Source organism: Candidatus Hydrogenedentota bacterium (assembly GCA_019637335.1).
Lineage (GTDB): Bacteria > Hydrogenedentota > Hydrogenedentia > Hydrogenedentales > JAEUWI01 > JAEUWI01.
In genome coordinates, this window is sequence record JAHBVV010000023.1 from 1 (window position 1) to 19,105 (window position 19,105).

Here is a 19,105-nt window from a genome sequence, read left to right on the forward strand (position 1 = left end):
GTCTTCGTGCCCTTCGTGGTGAACATTTCTTTGGTTGCGGCCCAAGGCTGCCCTGCGCTCTTTGTGGCTCCCGATCCAATCCCCCCGCGCATCGACCCCGCATCCCGACTCGGCTCAAATCAAAGCCGCCAGGATCCTGCGGAACCCTGGCGGCTTGTTATTATTCGGACAGGCCGTTGATCAGGAAGTGAGCCAGCGGAAGTTGCCCGGTTTCTTCGGCACGACCGGCGTGGGCGTCTGATCCTTAACCTGGCGGCGCTTCCTTTCCTTAAGGGCGTTCGCCTTGTAGAAAAGCGCCGGCTCAATAATCGGTTCGTGAAGGCCTTCCGTTTCCAGTTCGCCATAGCTCACCCGCCCCCGGTACGTCCGGTTGGAGAGGATGATCGCGATGGCCTGGCGGGACCATTTGTTGCCCTTGCGGGTAAAAATGTTCTTCGAATGCAGGTAGTTGACCACCTTGCCCGTGCTGCGGGTTACCAGGTACTCCCGGAAAATCATGCGGACCACTTCGGCTTCCCGATCATCCACGACAAGGGGCTTCTCACCTTCGGCCCCGCGCCGGTAGCCATAAGGCGCCGGCCCGGTTCCGTAGCGGCCCTGCTGCACGGAAGTGAGCTGGCCGCGCTTGACCTTGGCCCCGTGCGTCAGGCGACCCGCGGGATCGCCATGATCGACTTCTACTTCAGGTATAGTTTCCGTACTCATATGATTCGCACCTCCACATGAGTTTGTTTTCTCTTGCGCCGCCGGTGAAGCATCGCTGAATCACAGTTGATAAGTCCATGATGATACTTCAGCAACGCTTGGCGATGACATTCATCAACGATCACAAGCCGCCATATACGTCCCGGCATTACCGCAGGCTTAACACCGTCCCAAGCCGTATATAGTAAGTGTACACAAATTCAACAGGCATGTCAAGAAATTAGTGTTAAATTTTTGGCGGAACGCTCCCCATAAAACTGCATAAGATTCCTTGTAGCAGTGGCTTGGAGCGGATTTTCCGCTGGTGTACATTTTCGTCAGGCCCTGCCAGAGTGTCAAGTTCCCGGCCAGCAAAGGTCTTGTCCGGAGCCGTTATCAGCAGGGCCCGCGGCGGCTTGGGCGGTAGCTGCGCTGCCTTTTCTGGATAACGTAAAAAGAACGCCGGTAGTTGACAGGGGATAAACCGGGCGACCCGCACGGACAACTCGCGCGCAATGCGGTTGTAGTTTGTGGGGGCGTCCGGTATTATAATCCCACCGCGCAGGGCAATCGAGCCCGAACAGGGTCGCGAAACCCAGGCGGAACCGGTGCGCCATCGCGCACCGGGACGGCAGGTGTATCTTGCGGAAGTGCTGTCCTCGTCATAAAGTGGAGCCGTGTATGAATTTGCGTAGATCCAGCCTATGTCTGTTGGCGCTGCTGATTGCGGGGTGCGCGTCCACGCCCGAAGGCGGTTCTGCACCAGCGCCGGAGTCGGCGTCGCGGCAGGCGCGCATTCCCGAAGCGCCCAGGACCGACCGGCCCGAGCGCAAACCCCAAGGGCCAACCGGCGATCTCGCGGTGCATATCTCCGATGTCTCGGGTCGCGATCTACCTTCCCGGGTGGTGCTTTACCGCCCGACGACCACCGAGGTCGTCACCCGGTTCGAGGTACCCACGGGACGGGCGACGGTCCAGGCGCCGCTGGGCGCGCACGATGCGTATGTCTATGTGTATGACAACCAGGTCCCGATTCTGGCCTCGCTGCACAAAATCGAGGTGGTGGAAGGTTCCGCGGCAAGCATCTCGGCGAACCTGCTTGAGGGGGCAAGCGGCAAGTTGACGATGCGCGATTTCGACCAGGATCGCGATCTCGCGATAGACCGTGTCGAGCTTGAGGCGGGCAGCAATCCGCTGGACGCGAGCAGCATACCGGGGCACGATCCCATCATATATGACCAGCGCGTGTTGGGCGGAGCAAATAGCCCGGGCTGGTTCAAGGGCGAATTGCACGCCGTTAGCCAGTATGGCGGCGGCAAGGAGACCGTGGCGCAACTGGTGCAGCGCGCGGAGCAGGCGGGCTTGGATTTTCTGGCAATCACCGACTTGAACACAATGGAGGCGAGCCGCGATCCCGGCTTCACATCGGATCGGGTCGTGCTGATACCGGCGCTGGCCTGGGGATCCAGGGATCAGGGCGTCGCGCTGATCTACGGGCCGGGAACAATGCCCGGCGAGCCCGAAGGCGAGGAGATGGCCCAGGCCGAGTGCATCCGCGTGCAGAGCCAGGGGGGGGTGTTTGTCGTGGGGCACCCCTGCTTCACGGACGCCCCCTGGAAGTGGCGCATACAATATGTGAATGCGGTGCAGGTCTGGAACGGCCCATGGCGCGCGCAGCAACCGCTTCGCCTGACGTCGCTTCCCGAAACGCTCAAGCGGCGGGCGAACGGCAATCTGGTGTATTCGATTGCGGCGGCCGCCGCCGTGGCGGATAAGACGGCGCAACTTGCGGCGAATGCGGGCCAGAAGGATCGCAAGGTGTCGGCAAACGATCAGGCGGCGTTGTTCTGGGACTACGAGCTGGTGCGCGGCCAGGTGTGCAGCGTGGTCGGCGGCGGCATGGTCGACCGGCCCTCGGTTCCCATGGGCCAGCCGACAACGTGGGTCTACGCGGCGAATAAATCGCTGCCGGCGATCATGGAGGGGCTCCGGCTGGGCCGGACCTTCGTAGGGAATCGCCCGGATGGCGTTCAGTTGAACTTCCGGGCCGATGTCTTGAATGACGGTTCCGTAGACGTCAGCATGGGGGGCGCGATCCCGCTGGGCGTGGACGTCGGATTCTATATTCTCGTGACCGGGGCGATGGGCGCGAAAGTGGAGATGCTGCGAAACGGGCACGCCATTATGAGCGAAATCATCCGGGAAAACGTTTACAGCAGAAACTTCCTGCAGACAACCGATTTCCGCGCGGTGTACCGGCTGCGCGTCATCCGCCAGCCCGACAATCCGGACGCGGGGTTCGGACCGGTGGAGGTGCTCGCGATGTCCAGCCCGATCTACGCGGACGATATCGGCACGGACCTGCTGCGGACGGGCCCCGTCGACCCGAGCAAAACGTGGGTCCGGATAGAGTCCAAGTACACGGAAGAGGACCGCCGCATCCCCTACTGAGGCGTGGCTGCGGGGCCTGTCCGGGCCATGCGGGCGCGCAAATCGGCGATGACGGCGTCAAGGATGTCGTCGAGCCCCGTCGTGGGCGCGTATCCAATGGCGGCCTGAATGCGTTTCAGGCAGGGGGCGCGGTGACGCATGTCCTCGTAGCCCGGGCCGAAGGCTTCTTCATACGGCACGTATCGAATCTGGGAGCGGCTGCCGGTTCGTTCGATGATTTGTCGGGCCAGGTCCGCGATCGCTATCGGATTGTCGCTGCCAATATTGAAGACTTCACCACTGGCGCCCGGGGCCGCCATGAGTTTGATCAGGGCGGGCACAACATCGCCCACGTAGGTGAAGCAGCGGGTCTGCCTGCCGTCTCCGAACACCGTGAGCGGCTCGCCGTGCAGGGCCTGCGAAACGAGCCGGGGGATGACCATGCCGTAGCGGCCGGTCTGGCGTGGCCCGACCGTGTTAAACAGCCGGGCAACCACGACCGGCTGGCGTTTTTCCCGCCAGTAGGCAAAGGCCAGGAACTCGTCGATGGCCTTCGAGGCGGCGTAACACCAACGGTGCCGGTGGGTGGGGCCAATGATCCGATCGTCGTCTTCTTCGAACCGCGCTTTCGTGCCTTTGCCATACACTTCGCTGGTGGACGTGATCAGCAGCTTGCGCCGGTACCGGCATACCTCCTCCAGCACCACTTCGGTGCCCCGGATGTTGTTGACGATGGTCTGGATCGGCTGCTCCACCACGAGGTTAACCCCCACCGTGGCGGCAAGGTGGTAGACAACGTCGACTTCGCGCACCAGATCGCGCACGATCTCCTGGTTCAGGGTGGAATCGATTACCGTCGTAATGTCCGGGAGATGTTCGATGTTCTCGAAGCGGCCCGTGCTCAGGTCATCCAGCACGAAGACCTCGTTTCCGCCTTCAATCAGCGTTTCGCAGAGGTGCGAACCGATGAAGCCGGCCCCTCCCGTGACTAATGCGCGCATTCCAGACCCTCCAAGTGACGCCCGATATCGGGCCGCAGTATACGGTTCGTCCAGTGGCCGTTCAAGAGACAGGATGCCTGCTTCGGGCGCCGAATAGGCGGATCGACGCCGTCTTGATGGCCGGATCGCCCGCTTTTATGCATTTTCACACAATGCCGGCGTCACGCATTGTCTTACTTTTGTACACTAAAACCATTTCTATTGACAGATTTGGTGAGCGGGTATATCCTTTAACAAGCGGATTGGGTATGTAGTGTACAGGGCAGCGCTTCTTGGGAAGTACTGCGGCGGAACCTACAAGGATTAACAGGAAGGGAGGAGGTCGTGTCAGACATGGGTACCTCTGCACTGAATTCCGGCAAGGTGAAATGGTTCAGCGATTCGAAAGGGTACGGCTTCATCGCGCGCGAACAGGCGAGTGATGTGTTCGTTCACCATACGGCGATTGAGATGGACGGTTTCCGGACCTTGCGGCAGGGTGAGGACGTTCTTTACGAACTCAAGGAGGGCAGTAAGGGGCCACAGGCGGTTGTGGTAAAGAAGGCCGGTAGCAAGGATTAACCACCGCGTATCGGGCAAACACGCGCGACGCCGGCGCCTGGAACTGCTCCAGGCGCCGGCGCTTCTTCAGTGCGCGGTTCGCGTGTGCGCGAAAGACATGGACCGCGAATGGACACGTGAAAGCGGGGCGGGTTCTCTACTGCCTCGCGTGCGCATGAGCCCGCGGGGCCGGTGTGATCGCTATCCTTCGACGGGTTTCGCGCCCGCGGACCTCACAGTGTTCGTCCGGCCCGTTGACGCCATAATCGCAACTTCGGAACACCTCCTTCATTCGTGTCCATTTGCGTTAATTCGCGGTTCAAAAAAATCGGTTGCGGCCTGTGGCTGCGCTGCGTTCCCTGTGCTCCTGGTGGCTCCCAATCCAATCCCCCGCGCGCCGCTCACCCGCCCCTCAATGAAAATCCCGGCTCTTCGTCTCCTCCCTCGTCAGCCGCGTCTCGGGCGCCCAATATTCACCCGTACCTGGCAGGGGCCCCCATCTCACTCGCGATCATCTTGCGCTCGGTTTTCGATGCGCGCGCGCGACCGCCGTATGGCATCGTGGAAGCGCGCGGCCAGCACCTCGCGCGGCGGGAGGGCGGTGAGGTATTCCGCGACGTGGATGCCGGATTGGCCAAGTTCCAGCAGCTCGATTTGCTCCTCTTTCTTCCCCGCGCAGAGAATGATGCCGAGGGGCGCCTGCTCGCCGGGTTCCTGTTCGTGATTCGCGAGCCAGCGGAGATAGAGCTCCATTTGCCCTTTGTGTTCCGGCCGGAACGCGCTCAACTTGAGATCGAGCGCCACAATCCGGTGGAGTTTTCGGTGGTAAAAGAGCAAATCGAGGTAGAAGTCGTCGTTGTCGATCTGGATGCGCTTCTGGCGCGCCACAAACGCGAAACCGGCGCCCATTTCCAGAAGAAAATGCTCCATCTCCCGGAGGATCGCGTCTTCGATGTCCTTCTCGAAGTAGCGGTCATTCAATCCAAGGAAATCGAGGATGTAGGGGTCCTTGAAGACCAGAGCCGGACTCATCCGGTCGCCATCGCGCAATTGCGCCAATTCGTGTTCAATGACCTCTTCCGGCTTCTTCGACAGGGCGGTGCGTTCGTACAACATCGAGTCGATCTTCTTCTGGAGCGTACGCGTGCTCCATTTTTCGATGCGGCACATTTCGGCGTAAAAATCGCGTTTGAGCGGGTCGTCGATATAGATAATCCGTAGAAAGTGCGTCCAACTCAATTGTCTCATCAGTGATGAGACAATTGCCTCGTCGGGAAATGACTCATAGAATCGCATCATGTGACGAAGACTCTTCGCACTGAATCCCTTGCCAAATTCCGATTCAAATTGTCTCCCCAGTGCGGAGACAATTTGCGCCCCGTACTTCGCCCGCTCCCGACCAAGAATTTCTTCGCCTATTCGCTTTCCGATCCGCCAGTGAAGCATAGTCAGCGCCGCATTAACCGCCACGGACACGGTAGTCCGTGTTTCCTCCACCAGACGGCGAATGTCCCCTACGAGTTCCACGGACGCCACATCGTTCTGCGCCTGCAATTTCCGCTGCTTTGCCTTTCCGCCCATCAGAAGCCTCCCAAGGTTAGTGATACCGCATACTGAAAATATTATCACTTATTTGAGATTCTTGCAAGGATAATATCAACCCGAAATATCAACCGGGAGTGCGCCGGAAAGCGGGCATAGATCGGTTTTCTTTTGTGGCTTTCGGTTCCTGATTCGATTTCCGTGGTCTTACCAGATTCAACGCCTGCCCTCAATGAAAATCCCGACTCCTCGTCTCCTCCGTCGTCAGCCGCGTCTCCGGAACCCAGAGTTCCTCCGCCACAAGATGCGTGACGCCGGACTGCACCTGCAATTTCCCCGTGACCCCGATAAACGGCTGCGTTTTCACCAGCGTCCGGTGCTTCTGGTACACCGTCTCCCACACCACCAGGTTCACCAGGCCCGTTTCGTCCTCCAGCGTCATAAACACCACCCCGTTGGCCGTCCCGGGACGTTGCCGGCAGATGACCAGCCCCGCATAGCGCGTGCGGGACCCATTTTTCATCCCCGCCACCGTGGCGGCGTCCGGGAGCCCCGCCGCCGCGAGCGCGTCGCGGTAGGGGGCGATGGGATGCCCGTGCGTGCTGTGGCTGGTATAGGCGTAATCCCAGTGAATCGCCTCCGCCAGGCTGAGCGTATTGAGCGCCGCGTCCGGCTCCGGCGTCTGCACCCGGAGCTGCGCGTGCAGCTCGCGGTCGAGCCCCAGGGCCCGCCACAGCGCGCTCCGGCGATCATCCGCAAACGCCGCCAGCGCCCCGGCCTCCGCAAGCCGCGTCAGCGCCCCATGCGGCAGCCGCGCCCGCAACGCAAAATCCTCCAGCGACGCAAAAGCCCCCGTCTCCCGCGCGGCGATGATCCGGCGCGCCTCGGCCTCCTGCAAGCCCTTCACAAAGCGCAAACCCATTCGCGTTTCAAGAGTAGGATAGGCGTCCCGCCTGTCCAGGACAGCCGGGACGGCTATCCTACTTTCTTCCAACGTACACTCCCAGTCGCTATACCGCACATCGATCGGCCGCACCGCCACCCCGTGCCGCTTCGCATCCTCCACCAGCGTCGCCGGGCTGTAAAAACCCATGGGCTGCGCGTTGAGCAGCGCCGCCAGAAACGCCGCCGGGTAATGTTGTTTGAGCCACGCCGTGGCGTACGCTATCAGCGCGAAGCTGGCCGCGTGGCTTTCCGGAAAGCCATACTCCCCGAAGCCCTGAATCTGCTCGAACACCCGCTCCGCAAATTCCCGCGCGATCCCCTTCTTCATCATCCGAGAAATCAGGCGGTCCCGGTGCCGCAGAATACGCCCGCTCTTGCGCCACGCGGCCATGTCCCGCCGGAGTTGGTCGGCCTCGCCCGGCGTGTAGTCCGCGGCCACCATCGCCAGTTGCATCACCTGCTCCTGAAACAAGGGAATCCCGAGCGTCTTCTTCAGCACCGGCTCCAGACACGGGTGCGGATAGGTCACCGCCTCTTCTCCGTTCCGCCGCCGCAAATACGGATGCACCATGCCCCCCGTGATCGGCCCGGGCCGCACGATGCTCACCTCGATCACCAGGTCGTAATAATTCCGAGGGCGCAGGCGCGGCAGCATGGCCATCTGCGCGCGGCTCTCGATCTGAAACACCCCCACCGTGTCCCCCCGCTGGATCTGCGCAAAGGTCGCCGCATCGTCCGGCGGGATCGTCGCAAGCGTCCAGCGCGCGCCTTCGTGCTGCTCGATCAAATCGAAGGCCTTGTGCACCACATTCAGCGCGCCCAGCCCCAGCAGGTCCACCTTGAACAGTCCCAGATCCTCGATGTCCTCCTTGTCCCACTGGATCACCGTGCGATCCGCCATGGCCCCGTTTTCAATCGGCACGAGCGTATCCACCGGCTCGTGCCCCAGCAGAAAACCGCCGGGATGGATGGAAAGATGCCGCGGCACGTCCTCGATCTCCCGCACCAGCCGCAGCAAATGCCGGTGGGCCGGCGCCTCGGGATCGAGCCCCGCCGCCCGAAGCGTCTCCGCCGATGGAAAATCGTGGTGCGACAGGTGGCGCGCCAGCCGCTCCAGCGCGGTCTCGGCGATACCCAGCGCCTTGCCCACGTCGCGCACCGCCGATTTCGCGCGGTAACGGATGAAATTCGCCACCATCGCCGCGTGGCCCCGGCCATAGTGCCTGTAAACGTACTGGATCGCCTCCTCACGCCGGTTGTGCTCGATGTCCAGGTCAATATCCGGCGGTTCGTTGCGCTCGCGGGACAAAAAACGCTCAAAAAGCAGTCCCATCCGCACGGGATCCACCGATGTGATGCCCAGGCAATAGCACACCGCCGAATTCGCCGCCGATCCGCGCCCCTGGCAGAGGATATGCTCCCGCCGGCAGAACTGCACGATCTCCCGCATCGTGAGGAAGTATCCCTCAAACTCCAACTCGCGAATGAGATCCAGTTCCTTGTCCAGTTGCGCGCGGACATCCTCCGGCACGCCCTCCGGATAGCGATCCGCCGCCCCCGCATACGTCAGATCGCGAAAGTGGCTGGCCGCGTCCGAACCGTCGGGCAGCCGCTCCACCGGATAGCGGTAGCGGATCTCCGCCAGCGAAAACGTGCAGCGCGCCGCGATCGCCGCCGTGGCCTCCACCGCCTCCGGATCATCCCCGAAAAGCTCCGCGAAGCCGTGGGGGGCACGCAGGTAATGCTGGTCGTTCGGCTTGATGCGCACACCCGCCGCCCCCAGGCTCACCCCGTGGCGGATGCACGTCAGCACATCCTGCAGGGGCCGCCGCGTCGGCGTGTGGTAGAGCGTCTCCATCCCCGCCGCGACCGGCAGCCCCAGCGCGCGCGCCCGCTCCCGAAGGCGGTGCTCCAGCCGCCCCTCGCCCACCTCCCGGTGCCGCGTCAACAGCGCGTACAGCCGATCACCAAAGGCCTCCCGGAGCTGCCCCGCCTCGCGCCCCGGCGGCGCCTCCGCCAGCAGACGGCTGCCCGCCCCGCCCCACAGCGCGATGAGCCCCGCCGACCGCGCGCAAACCTCCTCCCACGAGACCCGGCTCTGCCCCTTCGGACAGCGCAGGCGCCCCGCGGAGATCAGCCGGCACAGGTTCGCATAGCCCCCGCGATCCATCGCAAGCAGGAGGATATGCGTGCCGTCGTCGATAGAAACCTCCGACCCGGCAATCAGGTGCACGCCCAGCTCCCGCGCGCGCTTGTGCGCCCGGGGCAGGCCATACACCCCGTCGCGATCCGTAAGCGCCAGCGACCGGATCCCCAGCCGGTGCGCCTCCTCCACCAGCTCATCCGGATGGCTCGCCCCCTCCAGAAACGAATACACGCTCTTGCACCACAACGCAGCGTAGACAGTGGACAGTTGACCGTTGACAGTGGACAGTTGAGAAGAGGGCGTTGAAGGCACGGCGTCCCTGTTGTCTCTGTTGTCTCTGTTGTCTCTGTTGTCTCTGTTGTCTCTGTTGTCTCTGTTGTCCCTGTTGTCCCTGTAGTCCCTGTAGTCCCTGTCGTCCCTGTCGTCCCTGTTGTCCCTGTTGTCCCTGTTGTCCCTGTTGTCCCTGTTGTCCCTGTTGTCCCTGCTGTCCCTGCTGTCCTTTTCGTCCCACCCCCCCATCATTGCACTTCCCCCTGCAGATACCAGCGCCGCCGCCGCAAATCGTGATAAATCCAGAACCAGCGGTTGCTCCGCGTCCGCGCATAGTAATAGGCGCGGCTCACCTCCCCCCGCCACCACCCCCCGTTGATCAGCTGCGGCCCGATCACCTCCTCCACCGGCCCCTCGGACACCCCCGCAATCAACCACCCATCCGGCTCGTGCCGATCCCGGGGCGGCAGCGGGATCGCCGGGCGGTAGATCCGCCGGACCAGCGGCGCGGACGCCACCGCCACCGGCTTCGGGCGCGGCAGATCCCCCAGCGCCTCCCAGCAATACTGCGCCTCGGGCAAATGACCCGCGCCCAGCCGCGCCGCCACCACCGCGTCGTTCCCCAGCTCCGCGCGGATCGCCGCAAAAGCCCGCGCCGCCGCCGCCAGGTTGCGCCGGGGCGCCTCCTGAAATAGATCCGTCTGCCGCTGCGATATTGGCTGCCCCTCGGCCCGCGCCTCCAGCTCCACCACGCCCGACGGAAAACTCCGCTGCTCCAGGTGAAGCCGCGCCAGGCGCAGGATCTGGTTCGCATCGCGCGTGGGCGCCGCCGGAATAAGCTCCCCCGACGCCTCGCCCCCGTTGTCCAGCACGAACCGCCAGTGCAGCGCCCGCAGGTTTTCATGCCGCCCCTCCAGCTCCGAAAGCAGCCCCCGCAGGAGTTCCGCCAGGCGCGCCACCAGCCGCCCGCAATCCGTCTCCGGGTAATCCAGCAGCACCGCCGCCGTCACGGCCTCGCGGACCGGCAGCGGCTGCAAGGGACGCCAGCCGCTCCCCTTCGCCAGCCGGTAGATCGCCTCCGCCTCCGCTCCGAAGCGCTTGCGCAGCCCCCGCGCCGGCAACGAAAGAAACTGGCCCACCGTCTCGATGCCCAGCTTGTACAGCGTGTCCTGCACCCCCGCTTCCAGCCGCAGATGGCTCACCGGCACGCCATCCGCACACGCCTGTTCCTCGGCGGGCGTCGTAAAAACAATATTTTCCCTCCGCGACCGCGCCGCCACATAGCTCCCGAAACGGCTGAAACCCACCGCCACAACCGCCTGAAAACCCGCTCCCCGAAAATCCTCCCGCACCGCCTCCGCCCACCGCCCCAGCGACGGATACACGATCCCCATCCCCGACACGTCCGCCCAGAACACCCCGGGCTCCTCCGGCGACGGCTCCACCCGCGGGCTGAAATCCCACAGCCGTTGCGTGAGCTCCGCCGAGGCCGCCCCCACCAGCGCATCCGCCACTTCGCCCCCGCGCAATTCCGGCGCCAGCGCCAGCCCCGCCGCATAGCGCATGCCCGGAAAAATGCGGAACCCCCGCGCCGCCGTGTTCGTCCACTGGATCACGCCGTTCGGCTTGTCCCGGTCCACCACAACCACCGGCCGCCCGCGCCAATCCGGATGCGCGCGCACCAGCAGCTGCAACGGCAGCGCCGGGCAATTAACACAGGCCATCCGGTCCATGGCGCAATTCCTCATAGGTCCAGCCCGGAGCCCGGCGCTTGTCCTTCAACGCCCGCAACTCGCAGGAAAAACAATCGTGCCCCGCACGCCGCTTACCCGTCGCGCAGCGCAGCGACACCAGCGATCCGCGGGAAGAACGCTCCCCCGGCGAACGCAGCGTCACCAGCGCCGTATGGTATTGCACCGCCAGCCCCGCCAGCCGCGTCTGCACCCCGAGCGGCAACGCCTGCGCATCGCCATCGAACACCACCAGCGCAAAACTCCCCGAGCGCAGCAAGGTATCCGCCACGCGCGCCGCCCGGGCCGCGTCCGGCGCGCGCACCACCGGCAACGCCGCCAGATCCACCCCCGACGCAGCAAAGTCCGGCGGGAAAAAAATCCGCCCCGGCCCCGCTATCCACGCGGCCAGCCCCTGCTGCGCCTGCGCCTCCCGGATCAGCCCCGCTGCCAGGCTCAGGGCCGCCGTCCCCGATCCCGGCCCAAACTCCAGCGCCACAAAACGCCCCAACGCCGCGGCAAGCGACCAGGCCTCCGGCGGCGCGTCGTGGATACGGCGATCCAACAGGGTGCTGGCGGTGGTGATATCGGCGATAGCGGACGGGGCGCTGGCGGCGGACATGGCGCGGCTCCTTTCCGGGGGCGAAAATTGGGGGTTGACTTCTTCTCTTATTTTACTGAAAATAAATTCAGTTGTAAAGAGAAAGAGCAAAAAGGTCCCTGCCCTGCTGTCCCTGCTGTCCCTGCTGTCCCTGCCGTCTCTGCCGTCTCTGCCGTCTCTGCCGTCCCTGCCGTCTCTGCCGTCTCTGCCGTCTCTGCCGTCTCTGCCGTCTCTGCCGTCTCTGCCGTCCCTGCTGTCCCTGCTGTCCCTGCTGTCCCTGCTGTCCCTGCTGTCCCTGCTGTCCCTGCTGTCCCTGCCGTCCCTGCCCCCGCTACGCCGTCTCCCGCAGCCGCGCCTCCCGCTCAAACGACAGCACCCCGAGCCCGTTCCACCACATCGCCAGGTCCCCGTTATACCGCGACGGAAGCTCGTAGAGCAGTTTCATGCGCCCCTCCAGCTCTTTCGCCGCGCGCAGGGTCGCGACCCGCGCATACGACCCCGAATCCGGCGCAAAACGCCAGTCATCCACCAGAATCAGGGCCTGGTCGGCCAGAAACGGCTCCACCAGCCGGATCGCGTCGTACTGGTCGACATAATCGTGCCCCCCGTCATAGAAATAAAGCCCCACGGGCGCCTTCAGTAGGCTGTGGTCAAAAACCCGGCGAAAATCCGCGTTGCAGAAGTTGACCTGCTCCCGCAAGCCATAACGCTCGAGATTCCCCTGCAACACTTCGAAACTGTTCCCGTCAAACTCCGAAAAATTGTCCGCCGCATAGACCGCGCGCCGGGGATTGCCCAGCATCGCGGAAATCAGGCTCTTCCCCATGTACGTGCCCACCTCCAGGTAGGCTTCATTCTCGGGCAGCAGCGAATAGGCCAGGTGGAGCAGCCGCTGCTTCTTCACCGAAAGCATCCCCGGCACATCCGGGCAGGAGTCCCGCGCCCGATGCCGCTCCCGATCCTCCAGGCCAGGCTCCGGCCGGTTGCGGCCCGACCCGAACGCGCTCCAGAATTCCCGGCGAAACCGCGCGATGTCCATGCCCGCCAATCCTCCGTCCGGGCGCGCCACGCGCCCTGGAGAAGAGTATCGGCAACCCCCGCGCGCGCCTTTACACCCCAGCGCGCTTGATCAGGCCCATCCCGCCGGGCATACTGGCGGTTCCCGGCAGTCTGAAGCGGCGCTACAGCCGCGAACCGCATTGCCCATAAGCCAGAAAAGGAACACCACGCCATGGCGCGCTTTACGATGCACAAACCCCTCCACGCCCTGCTTTACGCCACCGCCCTGCTCGCCGGACTGGCCCTGCTGGGCAGCGGCTGCGGCGGCAAGGAAGTGGAAACGCCGCCGGAAGAGGCCGCCGCCCCGCCGCTCGCGCCCGTAACCGCGGTGGAAGAGCCGGCCATCCCCAACACCGCGCCCCCCTCCGTGCCCATGGGCGATATCGTCCCGGTCACGCTGTCCGTGCTGCAATACATGCCCGAAAAAGCCCAGGTCGCCCTCGCACTCCCGCCCGCGCCGGGCCTCCTGAGCGATCTCGAAGCGCTCGCGCGCGTCGGCGAGCCCGAAGCCGTCGTGCGCGAAAGCCAGGCCGAGCTCTTCCGAAATCTTGGCGCGGATCTCGGCATCGAAGCCGGCAGCTTCGAAGAATTGGCCGCCGCCCTGGCCGCGGACCCCAACGCGCCCATCGGGGTATTCTTCGATTTCGAGCCCATGGTCAAATCCGCCGCGGATGCTCAAACCGCCGCGCGGGCCTCCGGCGCCGCTCCCTTGGATACGCTGGGGGACGCGGGAAGTCCGGCATGGCTCCTCGTATACGGCGCGACCGATCCCGCGGCGGCGATTGAAGCCCTGGAACGCATCGCGGACCGACACGAAAAACTGCGCGGCATACCGGCCGCCTCCGAAGAAGCCGCCGGCGTCCGGATGCTCGCCCGCGGAGACTTCGCCTACTTCGCCGCCGGACGGCGCATCCTCGCCGGCAACCTGGACTTGCTGCGCGGCGCCGCGGAACGGGTCGCGACGCCGGCCACCCTGCGCTACGGCACCGTGGAATGCCCCGCCGCGGCGGCGGACGAAGTCGCCATGCTCGTCTACGGCGGGCGATTCCTCCCGCTCATGCGCGACGTCATGCCCGTCTTCGCTGGCGACAAACTGGAAATGGCGATCGCCGCCGCGCAACTCGAAAAATATGAGAAGACCTTCGGCCCCGAAGACAACGACCCCATCGTGGTCACCGCCCATATGGCCGGCGACCGGCTGGAATTCCTCGTCCGCGCCGACACCGCAACCCACCCCGGCATGCTCGAAACGGCCGGCCCCGCCGCGCCCCTCCGCCTCGCGCGCCTCCTCCCCGAGAATACCGAGGCCTTCATGAGCATCCGCACCAACGACCAGTTCAAGGCCCAGATGACCGAAGCCATGCTCCCCCAGGGCGGCCAGGCGGCGGACCCCGACGCCATCATGCAGCTTTCAATGGCCTCCCAGATCCTCTCGCAAATCGGCGACGAGATCACCCTCGGCATCGCCCCGGGAATCGCCGGCATGCCCGAAATCCACCTCCTGCTCGGGCTCGCCCAGCCGCAGGTGACCCAGGGCATCCTGCAGGTCATCCTGCAGCCCGCCCCCGCCGGCGAGGTCGCCGGCACGGCCATCAGCCGGGTCGACACCCCCCTCGGCCTTCCAGTGTTTCTCAGCTACCTCTCCGACTTCGCCATCGCAAGCACCTCGGAAACCGGCATTCGCGGAGCCATCGAGCGCCACCAGGCGGGCCAGGTCTCCAGCTTATTCGCCGCCATGGATCCCCCCTTCGACATCGACGCGCCGCGCTACCAGGCCGCCGTCATCAACACCGCGATCGCTCAGAATATCGCCGGCGCCGCCGCCATGTTCTCGCCCGACGCCCCGGCTCTGCCCGAATACGCCCCCTTCCTGACCGCGTTTCGACAGATCCGCGCCAGCCAGGATCTGGACGGTTCCTGGCTCACCGGACGCCTCACAGTGTACCTCGGAGATCTCGCCGCCGCCGCCGCACTGCGCGAACAGCTTGCCGAGTCGGGGGGGCCAATCCCCGCCGCCAGCAGCGAGAACCCCTGAAGCGCCGCTCCGCCGGTTTGGGTCTCGCGGCGGGCGTATGCTACGCTTTCACGGCGGGGAGACGCCGGTCAGCGCCGGAGAGAACGCGTGGCGGCCGCCGCCGAAACACGATCGGTTACGGTTCAATGTTATAATTCAGGCATGCAACGCGTGTTTTCATGCCGGAGGCCGTTGTGAGCAGGCCCTTTTTCGAAGAAGAGTTTCCGAGCACCTTCGACGCCATGACGCGGACCCTCGATAACGCCGTGGGCGCGCTGCGCGAAGGCGATTGGATCCAGGATACGCACGTCCCCTGTATCCGCCTCTGTCTCGAAGAAGCCCTGGTAAACGCCGTGCGGCACGGCAATAAGAGTGACGCCAGCCGGCGCGTGCACCTCGCGATGTCCGCCCGTGGCGATCAGTGCGTCATTCAGGTATGTGACGAAGGCGGCGGCTTCTGTGTGGATCAGGTGGCGCTTCCGGAAAGCGACCAGCTGGGCGGGCGGGGGATTTGTCTTATTCGCCATTACATGGACAACGTGCGTTTTGACACCGCGGCGCACTGTCTCGAGATGTCGTTCCGGCGCAAGGCCTGTTAGCCGCGCCGCGTCGCACAGGGTAGCAGAAAAACGCCGATGGCGCAGGGTCATCCCCGCGGGGATTTGGAAGTGCGGGACTAAGCAGGCGGGCGTAACGCGCCGGCCGCGAGGAGAAACGGATATGAGTGGAGAAGCCAGGGAACAAATCGTCGAGTTTTCGGATCAGGGCCGCGTAAACGTCGGCACCGTCCGGACCTCAAGCGTGCTCAGCACCATCAACGTCGTGGAATTCGGGAACGAAGTCATCGCCTACATCGAAGCCCGCCCGGGCATCAACCTGCTCCTGAATTTCGAGAACGTCGATTACCTCTCCAGCGCGGTCCTCACGGAACTCCTGCGCATCAACAAGGCGATTGAAGCCGCGAAGGGCCAGCTCCGGCTCTGCGGCGTCTCGAAGGTCATCATGGAAGTCTTCCAGATCACCAACCTCGACAAAATGTTCACCATCTACCACGACGACCTCTCCGGAGGGCTCCGCCGCTTCGAACGCGCGCTCGATGTCGCCGCGGAAGAGGCCGCCTGGAACGACCCCCTCTAATTCGCCGGGATTACGGCGTATCCTTGACCAATTTCACGCGCGCTTGCTACCATCCCGCCCGTTAAGGGGCGGCGGACGGCGGCTTCCCTTCGTTTCGAGTGCCCCGCAATGGAGCCGCCCGAAGGCATGGACGGAGTTTACGAATGAAGATCGCTATTGTGGGCACGGGCTACCAGGGCCTCGTCGCCGGCACCTGCCTCGCCGAAGCCGGTCACCAGGTCACCTGCGTGGAGGAGGACGCCGCGCGCGTCGCCGCCTTGCAGGCGGGAGACATCCCCTTCCACGAGCCCGGCCTCGATGAATTGCTCAACCGCAACCTCGAGGAAGAGCGGCTCGTCTTCTCGACCGACCTCGTCGCCGCCGTGCGGGACTGCCTCAGCATCCTCTTCTGCGTCAATCCCCCCGTCGACGAATCCGGCGCCGTGGACACAAGCGGCCTCCTGGCCCTCGCCGCCGCCGTCGCGAAGTCCATGCCCGGCTACCGACTCTTCATCAACAAGGGCGCCTGCCCCCCGGGCACCGCGCGCGCCCTGGAAGCCACCTTCGCCGAAAACACCACACAGCCCTTCGACGTCATCGTCAACCCCGATTTCCTCAAGGCCGGCAAGGCCATCGACGACTTCATGCAGCCCGACCGCGTCATCGTCGGATGCGAGGATGTCCGCGTGCAGGAACTGATCCGCGAGATCTACAGCCCCTTCCTCCGCACCGGACGCCCCATCCTCTTCATGAGCCAGACCAGCGCCGAAATGACCAAGTACGCCACGAACGTCATGCTCGCGTCGCGCATCTCCATGATGAACCAGCTCGCCGACATTTGCGGGGTCGTCGGGGCCGACATCGCCCAGGTCCGCGAGGGCCTCGCGAGCGACAGCCGAATCGGGAGCACCTTCCTCTTTCCCGGCCTCGGCTTTGCCGGCGTACACCTGCCCGGCGACGTGGACGCCTGCATACGCTTCGCCGAGGCCCACGGCGTCAATCCCGACCTCATCCGCGCCGTCAAGGCCGTGAATCTCCGCCGCCAGGACGATTTCGAAAATCAGATCCTCGGTCACTACGGCGAAAAGATCGGCGAAAAGACCATTGCGCTCTGGGGGGCCACCTTCAAGCCCCGCACCGACGATATCCGGGGATCGATCGCCGTCCGCATCATCGACACCCTCCTCGATCGCGGCGCAATCGTGCGCGTGCACGACCCCGTGGCCACCGCCGCGCTGGAAGCCCGCTACAAAGGCCGGATCGCCGTCGTCGCCAAGCCCTACGACGCCCTCGAAGGCGCCCACGGCCTTGTCGTAGCCACCGAGTGGAACAACTACCGCCGCCCCCTCTTCGCACGCATGGCCGAGCTCATGGCGGAACGGGTCATCTTCGACGGGCGAAATCTATACACGCCCCGGGACGCGGAAGCCGAGGGCTTCACCTACTACGGCGTGGGCCGGTAGCCCCGGGAGGGCGCGGCGCATGCGCGATCAGGAAGAGGCGAACGGGCCGTTTCGCGTGTTCATGCTCATCGCCGCCCCCGCCGCGGCCGCCGCGCTCGTGGCCTTCGGCGATCTGTCCCCCGGCCATCCCGAGGTAACGCGCACTGCCGCCGTCGCCCTCTGGATGGCGCTCTGGTGGCTCAGTACCGCCGTACCCCTCGCCGCCACCGCCATGCTACCCGTCGTCCTCTTCCCCGCGCTCGGCGTCATGTCCGGAAAAGACGTCCCCGGCTACTACTTCAACGACATCATCTTCCTCTTCCTCGGCGGCTTCCTGGTCGCCCTCGCCATGCAGCGCTGGGACCTTCACCGCCGCATCGCGCTCCGCATCCTGCTTTTCTTCGGCGGGCGCCCGTCGCGCGTGCTGCTCGGGTTCATGGCGCCCACCTTCTTCCTCTCCATGTGGATCTCCAACACCGCCACCACCATGATGATGGCCCCCATCGCGATCTCGCTCATCGTGCGCCTGGAGGAAAGCGGGCCGGAGCGCGCTGTGCGGCGCTTCTCCACCGCCCTCCTCCTCGGCATCGCCTACAGCGCCAGCGTCGGCGGAACCGCCACCCTCATCGGCACACCGCCCAATCTCTCCATGGTCGTCATCACCGAGCGGATCTTCCCCGGCGCGCCCCCGATGGCCTTCGCCCCCTGGTTCGCCTTTGCCCTACCCGGAGCCCTCCTCATGCTCGCCGCGCTATGGGCCGTCCTCCGAAGCATGTACCTGCGCGATTCCGCCAGCCTCCGGGTCGATATGGCCGTCATCCGCGAGCAATACCGCGCCCTGGGGCCCGTCACCTTCGAGCAACGCGCCGTGTTCGCCGTCTTCGCCGCCATGGCCCTCCTCTGGCTCACCCGCGAAGGCATCCAGACCGAGTCCCTCGCCATCCCGGGCTGGTCCGCCCTCTTTCCCGAGCCGTCCTACCTCCGCGACGGCACGGTGGCCACCGCCCTGGCGCTCATCCTCTTCGTGCTCCCCGCGCCCTCGCGGCCCGGCGCCCGCATCATGGACTGGCAGACCGCCCGCGCCCTGCCCTGGGATATCGTGCTCCTCTTCGGCGGCGGCTTCGCCCTGGCCGCCGGCTTCTCAACCTCCGGGCTCGCCGCCTGGGCCGGCGAACAGATGACCGGCCTCGCCGGTTTCCCGCCGGTCGCCCTCGTCTTCTTCCTCTGCCTCGCCGTCTCCTTCCTCACGGAGCTCACGTCCAACGCCGCCACCACCGAAATGCTCCTGCCCGTGATCGCGGCCCTCGCCGTCGCCATTCAGGTCCACCCCTTCCTCCTCATCATCCCCGTCACGCTGGCCTGCTCCTTCGCCTTCATGCTCCCCGTCGCCACGCCGCCCAACGCCCTCATATTCGGCACGAACCGCGTCAAAATGCTCGACATGGCGCGCACCGGCTTTGTCTTCAACCTGCTCGCCGTCGCCCTGGTCACCATCGGCATCTTTACGCTCGGAAGCACGATTTTCGCCATCGACCTCGACGCCATGCCCGCGTGGGCCACCCTGAGCCCGGCGGCGGAATAAGGA

The 19,105-nt window shown here is 64.8% G+C and carries 15 protein-coding genes; 7 read left to right on the forward strand and 8 right to left on the reverse strand.

Features of this window, described 5'->3' with window-relative positions:
• Positions 1–180: 180 nt before the first annotated feature.
• A complete protein-coding gene (locus KF886_19950) occupies positions 181–705 on the reverse strand; it encodes a recombinase family protein (protein ID MBX3179635.1) in 525 nt (174 codons plus the stop codon).
• Positions 706–1,365: 660 nt separating this feature from the next.
• On the opposite strand from KF886_19950, the gene KF886_19955 reads away from it, so the two are divergent.
• Positions 1,366–3,135, forward strand: a complete 1,770-nt coding sequence (locus KF886_19955; GenBank protein ID MBX3179636.1) for a hypothetical protein — start codon at positions 1,366–1,368, stop codon at positions 3,133–3,135.
• Here KF886_19955 and KF886_19960 read toward each other — a convergent pair.
• Positions 3,129–4,115, reverse strand: a complete 987-nt coding sequence (locus tag KF886_19960; GenBank protein ID MBX3179637.1) for a GDP-mannose 4,6-dehydratase — start codon at positions 4,113–4,115, stop codon at positions 3,129–3,131. The two genes, KF886_19955 and KF886_19960, sit on opposite strands and share 7 nt — an antisense overlap.
• 348 nt (positions 4,116–4,463) lie before the next feature.
• Here KF886_19960 and KF886_19965 point away from each other — a divergent pair, with 348 nt between their 5' ends.
• Positions 4,464–4,676 (forward strand): cold-shock protein, encoded by a 213-nt coding sequence (locus KF886_19965; protein MBX3179638.1) that lies wholly within the window; start codon positions 4,464–4,466, stop codon positions 4,674–4,676.
• Between the two features lie 480 nt (positions 4,677–5,156).
• Here the strand turns inward: KF886_19965 and KF886_19970 are convergent, their stop codons facing one another.
• The 6 genes from KF886_19970 to KF886_19995 form a co-directional block, all read right to left on the reverse strand.
• Complete coding sequence (locus KF886_19970) at positions 5,157–6,236, reverse strand: DUF1016 family protein (protein ID MBX3179639.1); 1,080 nt, start codon at positions 6,234–6,236, stop codon at positions 5,157–5,159.
• A gap of 190 nt (positions 6,237–6,426) precedes the next feature.
• Positions 6,427–9,555 carry an error-prone DNA polymerase gene (locus KF886_19975; protein ID MBX3179640.1) on the reverse strand — a complete coding sequence of 1,043 codons (3,129 nt, stop codon included), beginning with the start codon at positions 9,553–9,555 and terminating at the stop codon, positions 6,427–6,429.
• Complete coding sequence (locus KF886_19980) at positions 9,482–9,799, reverse strand: hypothetical protein (protein MBX3179641.1); 318 nt, start codon at positions 9,797–9,799, stop codon at positions 9,482–9,484. The genes KF886_19975 and KF886_19980 overlap by 74 nt, the downstream gene beginning before the upstream one ends.
• 7 nt (positions 9,800–9,806) lie before the next feature.
• Positions 9,807–11,291 carry a DNA polymerase Y family protein gene (locus KF886_19985; protein ID MBX3179642.1) on the reverse strand — a complete coding sequence of 495 codons (1,485 nt, stop codon included), beginning with the start codon at positions 11,289–11,291 and terminating at the stop codon, positions 9,807–9,809.
• Positions 11,269–11,910: a recombinase A gene (locus KF886_19990; protein MBX3179643.1), complete on the reverse strand. Its 642-nt coding sequence runs from the start codon at positions 11,908–11,910 to the stop codon at positions 11,269–11,271. Before KF886_19990 ends, KF886_19985 begins: the two co-directional genes overlap by 23 nt.
• 310 nt (positions 11,911–12,220) lie before the next feature.
• The gene (locus tag KF886_19995) at positions 12,221–12,928 is read right to left on the reverse strand and encodes a class I SAM-dependent methyltransferase (protein ID MBX3179644.1); all 708 of its coding nucleotides are present in this window, start codon (positions 12,926–12,928) and stop codon (positions 12,221–12,223) included.
• 192 nt (positions 12,929–13,120) lie between these two features.
• Here KF886_19995 and KF886_20000 point away from each other — a divergent pair, with 192 nt between their 5' ends.
• The 5 genes from KF886_20000 to KF886_20020 all read left to right on the forward strand — a co-directional run bounded on the left by KF886_20000 (position 13,121) and on the right by KF886_20020 (position 19,102).
• Positions 13,121–14,983 (forward strand): hypothetical protein, encoded by a 1,863-nt coding sequence (locus KF886_20000; GenBank protein MBX3179645.1) that lies wholly within the window; start codon positions 13,121–13,123, stop codon positions 14,981–14,983.
• 173 nt (positions 14,984–15,156) lie between these two features.
• Entirely contained in the window at positions 15,157–15,561 is a 405-nt protein-coding gene (locus tag KF886_20005) for an ATP-binding protein (GenBank protein MBX3179646.1), read from the forward strand.
• A 121-nt stretch (positions 15,562–15,682) separates the two neighbouring features.
• Positions 15,683–16,099 carry an STAS domain-containing protein gene (locus KF886_20010; GenBank protein MBX3179647.1) on the forward strand — a complete coding sequence of 139 codons (417 nt, stop codon included), beginning with the start codon at positions 15,683–15,685 and terminating at the stop codon, positions 16,097–16,099.
• Between the two features lie 143 nt (positions 16,100–16,242).
• The gene (locus KF886_20015) at positions 16,243–17,541 is read left to right on the forward strand and encodes a UDP-glucose/GDP-mannose dehydrogenase family protein (protein MBX3179648.1); all 1,299 of its coding nucleotides are present in this window, start codon (positions 16,243–16,245) and stop codon (positions 17,539–17,541) included.
• 19 nt (positions 17,542–17,560) lie between these two features.
• Positions 17,561–19,102, forward strand: a complete 1,542-nt coding sequence (locus KF886_20020) for an SLC13/DASS family transporter (GenBank protein MBX3179649.1) — start codon at positions 17,561–17,563, stop codon at positions 19,100–19,102.
• Positions 19,103–19,105: the final 3 nt, after the last annotated feature.

What these genes read in the sequence shown, in the direction of transcription:
- KF886_20020 (MBX3179649.1), top strand. Translation starts at nt 17,561, where the DNA reads ATGCGCGATCAGGAAGAGGCGAACGGGCCGTTTCGCGTGTTCATGCTC.
- KF886_19950 (MBX3179635.1), bottom strand. Translation starts at nt 705, where the DNA reads ATGAGTACGGAAACTATACCTGAAGTAGAAGTCGATCATGGCGATCCC.
- KF886_19960 (MBX3179637.1), bottom strand. Translation starts at nt 4,115, where the DNA reads ATGCGCGCATTAGTCACGGGAGGGGCCGGCTTCATCGGTTCGCACCTC.
- KF886_19990 (MBX3179643.1), bottom strand. Translation starts at nt 11,910, where the DNA reads ATGTCCGCCGCCAGCGCCCCGTCCGCTATCGCCGATATCACCACCGCC.
- KF886_19985 (MBX3179642.1), bottom strand. Translation starts at nt 11,291, where the DNA reads ATGGACCGGATGGCCTGTGTTAATTGCCCGGCGCTGCCGTTGCAGCTG.
- KF886_19995 (MBX3179644.1), bottom strand. Translation starts at nt 12,928, where the DNA reads ATGGACATCGCGCGGTTTCGCCGGGAATTCTGGAGCGCGTTCGGGTCG.
- KF886_19955 (MBX3179636.1), top strand. Translation starts at nt 1,366, where the DNA reads ATGAATTTGCGTAGATCCAGCCTATGTCTGTTGGCGCTGCTGATTGCG.
- KF886_19970 (MBX3179639.1), bottom strand. Translation starts at nt 6,236, where the DNA reads ATGGGCGGAAAGGCAAAGCAGCGGAAATTGCAGGCGCAGAACGATGTG.
- KF886_20010 (MBX3179647.1), top strand. Translation starts at nt 15,683, where the DNA reads ATGAGTGGAGAAGCCAGGGAACAAATCGTCGAGTTTTCGGATCAGGGC.
- KF886_20000 (MBX3179645.1), top strand. Translation starts at nt 13,121, where the DNA reads ATGGCGCGCTTTACGATGCACAAACCCCTCCACGCCCTGCTTTACGCC.
- KF886_20015 (MBX3179648.1), top strand. Translation starts at nt 16,243, where the DNA reads ATGAAGATCGCTATTGTGGGCACGGGCTACCAGGGCCTCGTCGCCGGC.